The organism is Streptomyces sp. NPDC041200 (genome assembly GCF_055591805.1).
Window position 1 is genome coordinate 1 of the sequence record NZ_JBVIZF010000120.1, and the last position, 2,413, is coordinate 2,413.

Consider the following 2,413-nt stretch of genomic DNA (forward strand, 5'->3'; position numbering starts at 1 on the left):
CCCTCGACCAGCAACCGCAGCGAAGCGTCCACGAAGGGCCCGGCCAGGCTGTTCAGGACGACGTCCACGCCACGGCCCCCCGTGGCCTCCCGCACCACCTGCTCGAAGTCCAGATCGCGCGACGAGGCGCGGTGTGCCTGGTCGATGCCCATGTCCTCCAACACCGCATGCTTGCCGGGTGAAGCCGTGGCGTAGATCTCCGCGCCCAGATGGCGGGCGATCTGCACCGCCGCCATCCCCACGCCGCCCGTCGCGGCATGGATCAGCACCGACTCCCCCGCCCGCAGCCCGCCCAGCTCGACCAGCCCGTACCAGGCGGTGAGGAACACCACGGGCGCCGCGGCCGCCTGCTGGAAGCTCCAGCCGGAAGGGACGGGGACGACGGTACGCGCGTCCGCCACCGCCAGCGGGCCGAACGCACCCTCGAACAGGCCCATCACCCGGTCACCCACGGCGAGGTCCGCCACGTCCGGCCCGGTCTCCAGGACCACGCCCGCGCCCTCACTGCCCGCGAACACGGCGTCACCCGGATACATCCCCAACACGATCAGCGCGTCGCGGAAGTTGACGCCCGCCGCATGCACCGCGATGCGGACCTGACCGGCGCGCAGGGGCTCCAGCACCTCCGGACACGGCACGGGCCGCACACTGTCCACCGTCGCGGCGCCGACGACCCCGAGCCGCCACGCGGACTGCCCTACCGGGGGCGCCAAGCCAGCACCGCCGATGGTGGCGGCCCGTACCAGCCGGGGCACCAGCACCTCCTCGGCGCGCAGCGCCACCTGCGACTCGTCCGCCTCCACGGCCCGCAGGACGGCGTTCAGCACACTGCGCTCATCGGCCCCCGGTGTGTTCGGGTCCATGTCGAGCAGCAGGAACCGGCCCGGGTTCTCCGCCTGCGCGCCGCGTACGAGACCCCACAGCGCGGCCCCGGGTACGTCCACGCTCCCCGTGTCATCGGCGGGTACGGCTCCGCGCGTCACCACCGCCAACCGGGAATCGGCCAGCCGTGGTTCGGCCGACCAATCCTGCAACAGCTTCAAGAGCCGCTCCGCCGACGCCAGCCCATCGGCCGCCATGGCGCCGACTTCGGCCGACGCGTCGGCAGCGGGCTGATACGCCAGGACGAGCGAAGGAGCTGGTGTGCCACCGTCGAGCGCGGCGATCAGCGATTCGAGATCCGGGGTGGCCTCGCTGCCCAGAACCGCCCAGCTCGGGTCACCGCCACTGGTGTCGGACGCGAGAGGCAAGGGAGTCCAGTCCATGGCGAACAGGCCCTCTACAGCTGGCACTTGGGGGCTCCGCAGCTGGTCTCCGCTCGCCAGGCGCAGCACCACCGCGTCCGCGCTCAGCACCGGTGCGCCCACCGCGTCGCCCACCGTCACCCGCACCGTCCGCTCGCTCTCGTCGCCGCCCTCCCGAGGGGACAGCCGGACCCGTACGCTGGTCGCTCCTTGGGCCCGTAGCGACACCCCGTTCCAGGTGAACGGCAGCCACGCCCTGTCCGTCGTGTCCTGGCCCGTCAGCAGGACGGGGTGCAGCGCCGCGTCGAGCAGCGCCGGGTGGACACCGAACCCGGTGTGCTCGCCCGCGGCCTCCGGCAACACCGCTTCGGCCAGCAGATCCGCCCCGTCGCGCCACACCGCTCGCAGCCCCTGGAAGGACGGGCCGTACGCATATCCCGAGGCCGCGACGCGTTCGTAGAAGTCCTCCAGCGCCAAGGGCTCCGCCCCCGCCGGGGGCCATACGCCGCCCAGCCCCTCCGCCACGTCCTCGCTCTTCGGGACCACCGGGCCCAGCACACCTTCCGCGTGGCACACCCACGCGTTAGCGGACCCGTCGTCTCCCTCGGGACGGGAGTACATGTGCACCTCGCGCCGCCCATCGGCGCCGGGCGACCCGACCACGATCTGCAGGCGAAGTCCGCCCGACTCCGGCAGCACCAGCGGGACCTGGAGCGCCAGTTCCTCCACGCCACCGGCGCCGACGTCGTCGGCGGCCCGCAGCGCCCACTCCACCAGCGCCGCACCGGGCACCAGCACCGCGCCCGCCACCATGTGCTCACCGAGCCACGCATGGGTACGCGCCGAAAGCCGTCCCGTCAGCAGTCGGCCGTCGCCATTGGCCAGTTCCACGGCGGCGCTCAGCAGCGGGTGCCCGGCAGGGACGAGACCGAGGTCGGTGGGGTCGACGCCCCGACCGGTGAGGCCGTCCAGCCAGTACCGCTCGTGCTGGAAGGCGTAGGTGGGCAGATCCACCGTCCGGGGGGTGGGGTCGGCCGGGAACAGGGTCGTCCAGTCCACGGAGACGCCCGCGTTGAACGCCTGGGCGAGGGAGCGCACCAGTTGGTCCTGACCGCCGTGGTCGCGGCGCAGCGTGGGCACGGTCACCGCGTCCACACTCGCCCGCTCGA

1 protein-coding gene is annotated in these 2,413 nt (G+C 73.2%); it reads right to left on the reverse strand.

Annotated elements, in window-relative coordinates; genetic code table 11:
* A partial coding sequence (locus ACZ6CL_RS42880; protein ID WP_468946997.1) for a polyketide synthase dehydratase domain-containing protein occupies positions 1-2,413 on the reverse strand: 2,413 nt, incomplete at both ends.